Annotated in this window: 9 protein-coding genes; 3 read left to right on the forward strand and 6 right to left on the reverse strand. The window is 61.6% G+C overall.

The features are described 5' to 3' along the window. The 6 genes from EN932_RS23600 to EN932_RS23625 all read right to left on the reverse strand — a co-directional run. A partial coding sequence (locus EN932_RS23600) for an ABC transporter ATP-binding protein (protein ID WP_164890588.1) occupies positions 1–661 on the reverse strand: 661 nt, incomplete at its 3' end. Next, a complete protein-coding gene (locus tag EN932_RS23605) occupies positions 658–879 on the reverse strand; it encodes a hypothetical protein (protein WP_064995531.1) in 222 nt (73 codons plus the stop codon). The genes EN932_RS23600 and EN932_RS23605, both read right to left, overlap by 4 nt. Beyond that, on the reverse strand, positions 876–1835 hold the full coding sequence (locus tag EN932_RS23610; RefSeq protein ID WP_013529496.1) for a carbohydrate ABC transporter permease: 960 nt from the start codon (positions 1833–1835) through the stop codon (positions 876–878). The genes EN932_RS23605 and EN932_RS23610 overlap by 4 nt, the downstream gene beginning before the upstream one ends. Before the next feature lies 1 nt (position 1836). Next, entirely contained in the window at positions 1837–2742 is a 906-nt protein-coding gene (locus EN932_RS23615; protein ID WP_013529495.1) for a sugar ABC transporter permease, read from the reverse strand. Between the two features lie 65 nt (positions 2743–2807). After that, entirely contained in the window at positions 2808–4124 is a 1317-nt protein-coding gene (locus EN932_RS23620; RefSeq protein WP_013529494.1) for an extracellular solute-binding protein, read from the reverse strand. 359 nt (positions 4125–4483) lie between these two features. Continuing rightward, the gene (locus EN932_RS23625; protein WP_127369165.1) at positions 4484–5179 is read right to left on the reverse strand and encodes a TetR/AcrR family transcriptional regulator; all 696 of its coding nucleotides are present in this window, start codon (positions 5177–5179) and stop codon (positions 4484–4486) included. 109 nt (positions 5180–5288) lie between these two features. Here EN932_RS23625 and EN932_RS23630 point away from each other — a divergent pair, with 109 nt between their 5' ends. From EN932_RS23630 to EN932_RS23640, 3 genes are read left to right on the forward strand one after another with little or no spacing between them, the layout of a single operon-like run. After that, positions 5289–6485, forward strand: a complete 1197-nt coding sequence (locus EN932_RS23630; RefSeq protein ID WP_127369166.1) for a Tm-1-like ATP-binding domain-containing protein — start codon at positions 5289–5291, stop codon at positions 6483–6485. 13 nt (positions 6486–6498) lie between these two features. After that, a complete protein-coding gene (locus EN932_RS23635) occupies positions 6499–7365 on the forward strand; it encodes a phosphoenolpyruvate hydrolase family protein (protein ID WP_013529491.1) in 867 nt (288 codons plus the stop codon). A 5-nt stretch (positions 7366–7370) separates the two neighbouring features. Beyond that, the gene (locus tag EN932_RS23640; protein WP_127369167.1) at positions 7371–7787 is read left to right on the forward strand and encodes a cupin domain-containing protein; all 417 of its coding nucleotides are present in this window, start codon (positions 7371–7373) and stop codon (positions 7785–7787) included. Positions 7788–7856 lie beyond the last annotated feature (69 nt).

Consider the following 7856-nt stretch of genomic DNA (forward strand, 5'->3'; position numbering starts at 1 on the left):
CCTCGTGGGTTGTGCCGACCTGTCGCAAGACGCCTGCGCGCATGATGACGATGCGGTCGGCCAGGCTCATGGCCTCGATCTGGTCGTGCGTGACATAGATGGTGGTCGAGCCCTGCTTGATGTGCAGCCGCTTGATTTCCGCGCGCATCTCCTCGCGCAGCTTGGCGTCGAGCGCGCCGATCGGCTCATCCATCAGCATGGCCTTCGGTCGCCGCACCAGAGCGCGGCCAATGGCGACGCGCTGCATGTCGCCACCCGAGAGCGCCGACGGCTTCTTGTCCAGCAGATCGGTGATCTGCAGCGTCTTGGCGACCGAACGCACCTCGCTGTCGATCTCCGTCTTGCTCTTGCGCGTGGCGCGCAAGGGGAAGGCGATGTTCTCGTAGACGCTCATATGCGGATAGAGCGAGAACGACTGGAACACCATGGCGATGTCGCGGTCGGCGGCCTTCAAATGCTGCACCGGCTTGCCGTCGATGAAGATGTCGCCCTCGTCGATGGTTTCCAGCCCGGCGATGGCGCGCAGCGTCGTCGTCTTGCCGCAGCCCGATTGGCCGAGCAGCACGATGAACTCGTTGTCGGCGATCTTGAGATTCAGGTCCTTGATGACCTGGACGGCGCCGAAGAATTTCTGGACGCCGCGAAGCTCGATCTGGGTCAATGCTGTGCTCCCGGATTGCGCACCTGGCCGGTGCCGGCCTTCTCCTCGGGCGCGATCTTGGAGGTTACGTTGAAGCCGACGAGCCCGATCAGGATGATGGTCAGGCCATAGCTGTGCAGCAGCATGTTCCAGGGCTGGCAGAGCGCGACGATGCCGAGCACCATCAATATCTGCGACCCAGGCTCAAGGTATTTCTGGTTGATGGCGCGAAAACTCATTTGCGGATCGCTCCGAAGGACATGCCGCGCAGCAGATGATTGCGAAGCAGGAAGGTGAAGATGGCGACCGGCAGCAGGAACAGGAAGGTTCCGGAGGCGATCACCGTCCAGTCCGGCAGGCCCGAACCGACCTGGCTCGGGATGAAGGGAGGCGCGGTCTGGGCGCGGCGGTTGGTCATGATCAGCGCAAAGGCGTATTCGTTCCATGCGGTGATGAAACAGAACACGGCGGTGGCGGCGATGCCCGTGGCGGCCTCCGGCAGCACGATCTTGAAGAACGCCTCCATGCGCGTGTAGCCGTCGACAAGCGCGGCCTCCTCATATTCCTTCGGAATCTCGTCCATGAAACCCTTCATCAGCCACACGGAGAAGGACAGGTTGAAGGCGGTGTAGAGAATGATCAGGCCCAGATGCGTGTCGTTGAGCCCGACTGCCCGGTACATCAGGAACATCGGGATGGCGACCACCACCGCCGGCAACATGCGCGTCGACAGGATGAAGAAGAGCAGATCCGCCTCCCCTTTCACCTTGAAGCGCGAGAAGCCATAGGCGGTGAATGTCCCCATGCCGACCGCCAACACCGTCGAGGTGATGGCGATGATGAGCGAGTTCAGGAAGCGGCTCGGATATCCCGACCATTGCACCTGGCCCTTGCCGTCGCGCACGATCTTCTCGCCGCCGTCGAACACGACCCGCTCCCACCACGGGGCGGCGGCATATTCTTCGGCCGACGGCGGGCTGCGCAACTGTGAGCGCTTTGTGAAAAGTTTGACGAAAGGCGAGATGGTCGGCTCGAACATCACCGTCGGCGGGATCGTCGTGGCCAGGTTGCGTGGCTTGAACGAGGTCGCCACGATCCAGTAGATCGGCGCCAGGAAGATGATCGTCACCAAGAGGACGGCGACAATAGCGACCTTGTTGAGCGCCCGTTCACCCGAAGTCTGGACGGCCGCCATCTCAGCGCTCCTTAACTTTGTTGAGGTATTTCACATAGATGTTGGTGATCGCCAGCACCATGATCAGCACGATATAGGCAAGCGCGCAGGAGCGCCCCGTCTGCCATTCCTGGAAAGCCATCTTGTAGAGACGGATGGAAATCACCTCCGTGCTCGGCTGCGTCGACAGCACATAGGCAAGATCGAAAGTCTTGAAGGCTTCCATGGTGCGGAAGATGACCGCGATCATCAGGATCGGCGCGACCAGCGGCAGCGTGATGCGGAAGAAGGTATAGAACGGCCCGGCGCGGTCGATCGCGGCAGCTTCGTAAAGATGCTTCGGCACCGCCGAAAGCCCGGCGAGCGATAACAGCATGACGAAGGGTGACCACATCCAGATGTCCGTGAACGCGACCGCGTAGAGCGCCATCTTCGGGTCGCCGAGCCATTGGAATTTGCCGAGGTCGAGCACGTAGTTGATGACACCCCAGGACGGATCGTAGAGCAGCTTCCAGAACAGGCCGACCACCGCCATCGAGAGCATCATCGGCAAGAGCAGCAATGTCGTGATCAGGCCCTTGAGCGGAATGGTGCGATTGAGCAGCATTGCCGTTCCAAAGCCGACGACAACCTGACCGACGACCGAGACGATGACGTATTTCGCGGTCACCGCGAAATTGTTCCAGATATAAGGGTCGCTGAGGAGCTCGCGATAGTTCTTCAGTCCGACGAAATTGGCCGGCGCATTGGTCGATGCGCGGAAGTCAGTGAAGGAATAGCCGAGCGAATAGATCAGCGGAAAGATGTTGAAGACGATCAGGAACACGATCGTCGGAATGATGAAGAGGTTGCGTATCGAAATGTCGCTGAGGCCGCGAGAGGCGGCTCTGGAGGAGGTATTCAGCGGTGTGATCATTGTGGTCGCCAAGACCTGCTCCCATTCCTGAAAAAGAAAACGGAGGAGGCACGGGCCTCCTCCGCACTACATGTCGGTTATTGGCCGCGGCCGTATTTCTTGAACGTGGCGTCCCAATCCTTCGCCAGCGCATCCAGCATTTCCTTGGCCGTACCATCGCCGTTTACGATGTACGGATAGACACGCTGGTTGAGCTGCTGCAGCAGTTCCGCGTACTCCGGCACCGCCCAGAAGTCCTTGACCTTGAACATCGTGTCGTAGAAGGCCTTGTTGTAGGGCGTGGCGTTCTGGAACTCGGCCGATTCCAGCACGGCCTTGTTGCAGGTGTAGCCGCCGAGGGCCGCCCACTTCTTCTGCGTATCGTCCTGGATGAACCACTTCAGGAATTTCATCGCCTCTTCCTTGTTGTTGGAATAGGAGACGACGGAAATGCCCTGGCCGCCGAGCGCGGCGAACTGCTCGCCACCTGGACCTGCCGGGTTGGCGAAGAAGCCGGTGTTCTTGGCGTTCGGGTTCGACGCCTCGTTGATCAACGAGGGGAAGAAGGCGAAGTAGTTCATGCTCATCGCCGCCAGGCCTTCGGTGATGGCCTGGTTGTTCTCGACGAAAAAGGCGTTGGTCCAGCCCGGAGGCGTGAAGCCGAACAGCTTGCGGTAGTTTTCCGCCGCGGCCACCGCCTTGTCCGAGTTGATGATGCCGTCGACCTTGTAGGTACCGAAGTCGCCGAGCTCACCGCCATACGAGAACAGCGCGTTCTCGAAGCCCATCGCCAGGCCGTCATACTGGTTCTGGGTGTAGATGGCGATGCCGTAGCGGTTCTGGTCGGGCCTGTTGAAGAACTCCGCGATGTCGGTCATTTCCTTGAAGGTCTTCGGAACGGCAAGGTCGTAGCCATACTTGGCCTTGAACGCTTCCATTTCCTTCGGATCCTCGAACCAGTCCTTGCGGTAGGCCCAGCCCACGGCGTCGCCCTCGGCCGGGATCGACCAGTATTTGCCGCTGTTGCCGGGATATTCGGAGTAGAACTTGACCGTCGCCGGAGCCATCTTGTCGAGAACCTTGTTCTCTTTGACGAAGTCGGTGAGGTCGACATAGTGACCGCCCTCGGAGGCGGCACCAAGCCATTGCGAGTCGCCGACGACCAGGTCATAGGCGCTGCCCTTGGCGTTGAACTCGGTAAAGGCCTTGGTCTGGAAATCGGCCCACGGGGTGGTTTCCACCGTGATCTTGACGCCGGTTTGCTTCTCGTACTCGTTGCCGAGCTCCTGCAGATAATTTGCGGGATCCCATTCAGCCCAGAAGATGGTGAGTGACTTTTCCTGCGCGTAAACGGACGTTCCGCAGGCAAGCGTTAAGCCGATACCAGCAAGTACGCTGGTCACTAACTTGCGCATAATGATTTCCTCCCTTGTGCGCGTTCTACCTTATCGTGCGAGCCGGCAACGTGGCCGGCCCTGGTAGTTCCTCCCGTGATCGCACCTTTCCGGTTTCGAGCCTCCTCGCCCCGCCGGAAAATGGATCGCAGCCCTCACTTTCGATCCGCTTTTCTGATCCAATCTGGTATTACCAATTTTGCATGCGCGTCAAGCCCTTTCTTGGCAGCTTGACGTGGCCATTTCCATCGGATTACCGCTTTATCTGCCTGTTTTACCAAGATTTTCCTACTCAGTGATATGATCGGGTATTGTCCAATACCCCACCCAACCGCTAAGATCAGTTGTGTGCATGCCAATCTGGTCGAACCAGTTAGGCTCTATTTCACGACTGCCTTCGGATCGAGGCTGCCTCCTTCATCGACCGATTCCGCCACTGCCGCACGCACCAGCGCCCCGGCCGCCCACTGTGCGACCGACATCGTCCGGCGGCTGTCCAGCCCCCAGATATCCTTGAGCACGATCAGCACCTCGACGCCGAAGATAAGCGACAGCGCCTGTGCCAGCCGCTTGAAGTCGCGCGGCGGCAAACGGCCCTTGAGCGGCGAGAGCGCATCCTTCAGCAGGTCGATGCGGTGGCCACGCGTAAAGGCGGGCTCACCGCCCAGCGTGCCGGCCTGACGCCGCGCCCATTGATCGAGCGACAGCTTCAGTGCTGCCTTGAACGTAGCCTCGAAGGCCTCGATGCGCGGCATGGCCGTGTCGAACAGCTCGGCGACCCGGCGCTCGGCATCGGCGGAGGTCGATTGCCAGGTGAGGATTGGCCCCAGCCCCTCGTCGACGACGGCCTGCACCAGTGCCGACTGGCTCGGGAAGTAACGATAGGCGGTGGCGCGGGAAACCTCGGCCGCCTCGGCGACCTCGCTGACTGAGGGCGTGACGCCCGCCTGCATCAGCCTTGTTGCCGTCTCCAGCATCAGCCGTTTGGTCCGCGCGCGCGGCCCACGTTCGGGCACTGGGCCGGTTGCCCGTTCAGCCTCGTCGCTCGCAGCGGATTGTTGACGTGAGACATTCATACCAATACGATACGCGCGTCTCAAAAATTTGCAATGGTCCGCATCGTCAAGTGGCCCGGGCAATGAGCGATGGGGGCGGCATCGCGCCTGCCAGGATTGGGAGAGCGCAATGAAGCGTATTTATGTGGTGGGTACCGCGGACACCAAGGGCGAGGAACTCGCCTTCCTGGCCGATGCGATCACTGCTGCGGGCGCCCTCGTTTGTCGTGTCGATGTCGGAACGCGCGACGCAACCATCCCCGTCGATATCAGCGCGAGGGAAATCGCCGACCATCATCCGGGCGGCCGTGACGCCGTGCTCGGCGGCAATGATCGTGGCGCCGCTGTCGCCGCGATGGGCATCGCCTTCGCCCGCTTTGCCCAATCGCGCAACGACATCGCGGCCATGATCGGCATCGGCGGCGGTGGTGGCACATCGATCGTCACGTCGGGCATGCGCGCCCTGCCGCTCGGCCTGCCCAAGATCATGGTCTCGACGCTCGCCTCCGGCGACACCGCTCCCTACGTCGATGTCTCCGACATCATCATGATGCCTTCTGTGACCGACATGGCCGGACTGAACCGGCTCTCCCGTGTCGTGTTGCACAACGCGGCTCAAGCCATATCAGGCATGGCGGCCACCCCGGCGCCACCACCCGACGGCAAACCGTCCATCGGCCTCACCATGTTCGGCGTCACCACGCCTTGCGTGACCGCCATCGCCGACCAGCTCCGTTCCGGATATGACTGCATGGTCTTCCACGCCACCGGCACTGGCGGCCGCAGCATGGAAAAGCTGGCCGACAGCGGCTTGCTGTCCGGCGTCGTCGACATCACCACGACCGAAGTCTGCGATCTCCTGTTCGGCGGCGTGCTGCCGGCGACGGAGGATCGTTTCGGCGCCGTCGCACGCACGGGGCTGCCCTATGTCGGCTCCGTCGGCGCGCTCGATATGGTGAACTTCTGGGCGCCTTCGACCATCCCGGAGCACTATCGCGACCGGCTGTTCTACGAACACAATCCCAACGTCACGCTGATGCGCACCGCGGCGGACGAATGCCGTGCGATCGGCGAGTGGATCGGCACCAGGCTCGCCCGCTGCGGGGGGCCGGTGCATTTTCTCATCCCGGAAAAAGGCGTCTCGGCGCTCGACATCGAAGGCGGCGCCTTCTTCGACCCGGAAGCCGACGCCGTTCTGTTCGATGCAATCGAGCGCACCATCAAGCCCAACGGCAAGCGCCGCGTGACGCGCCTGCCGCTGCATATCAACGACCCGGAATTCGCAAGGGCTGCAACAGCGGCCTTCCTCGACATCGCCAGACAGTGAGAGACCTCAAAAAATGCCCGCCATACCGCGCAAGGACATCTTGAAGAAATTCAGGGGAATGATCGACAAGGGCGTGCCGATCGTCGGCGGCGGCGCCGGCACCGGCCTGTCGGCGAAGGCCGAGGAGGCCGGCGGCATCGACCTCATCATCATCTACAATTCCGGCCGCTACCGCATGGCCGGGCGCGGCTCGGCCGCCGGCCTGCTCGCCTATGGCAATGCCAACGAGATCGTCAAGGAAATGGCCTATGAGGTGCTGCCGGTGGTCAGACACACGCCGGTGCTGGCCGGCGTCAACGGCACCGACCCCTTCGTCATCATGCCGCTGCTGCTGGCAGAGCTGAAGACGATGGGCTTTTCCGGCGTGCAGAATTTTCCCACCATCGGCCTGTTCGACGGCAGCATGCGGCAGAGCTTCGAGGAGACCGGCATGGGCTTCGGCCTCGAGGTCGACATGATCGCCGAGGCGCACAAGCTCGACCTCTTGACCACGCCCTACGTCTTCAACCCGGATGAGGCCCGCGCCATGACAAAAGCCGGCGCCGACATCGTCGTCGCCCATATGGGTGTGACGACAGGTGGCTCGATCGGCGCCACGTCGGCCAAGTCGCTCGACGACTGCGTTCAGGAGATCGACGCCATCGCCAATGCCGCGCGCTCGGTGCGCAAGGATGTCATCCTGCTTTGCCATGGCGGCCCGATTTCGATGCCCGACGACGCCCGTTACATTCTCTCCCAGGCCAAGGGCCTGCACGGCTTCTATGGCGCCAGCTCGATGGAACGGCTGCCGGCGGAAGCCGCGATCGCCAAGCAGACGGCCGATTTCAAGGCCGTCGCGCTCGGCGGCCAGAAGACCACATTCAAGAAAAAGAAGGGATGAGTGAGATGACCGACAAGAGCAAAGTGTTCGTGTACCCGAAGGACGTCAGCGCCTTCGGCTTCGACTGGGGAAAATTGGCGCTGACGGTGGCGCCCGAAGTGAATGGCGCAACCCGCTTTTCCGGCGGCGTCGTCGACCTGCCTTCCGGCAAGGGCCACACGCGCCACAACCATCCGGGCGCGGAAGAAATCATCTTCGTCATCTCAGGCCATGGCGAACAGATGGTCGAGGACGAGAGGGGCAATCCGATGGTCGAGAAGGTTGGCCCCGGCTGCACCATCTATGTGCCGGAAAGCCGCTTTCATTCGACGCTCAACACCGGCGACGGGCCGATGCAGCTGTTCGTCGTCTATTCGCCGGCAGGACCTGAACTGGTTTTGCGTGAGCTACCGGATTTCAGGTTGATCCCGCCGGGACAGTGATCTTTCCTCGGTTCCGGCTCCCTCCTCTCCCCTCGGGGAGAGGTCGGATTGCCCCGAATTGCTTTTCCC

The organism is Mesorhizobium sp. M7A.F.Ca.US.002.01.1.1 (assembly GCF_004022955.1).
GTDB classification, from domain to species: domain Bacteria; phylum Pseudomonadota; class Alphaproteobacteria; order Rhizobiales; family Rhizobiaceae; genus Mesorhizobium; species Mesorhizobium ciceri.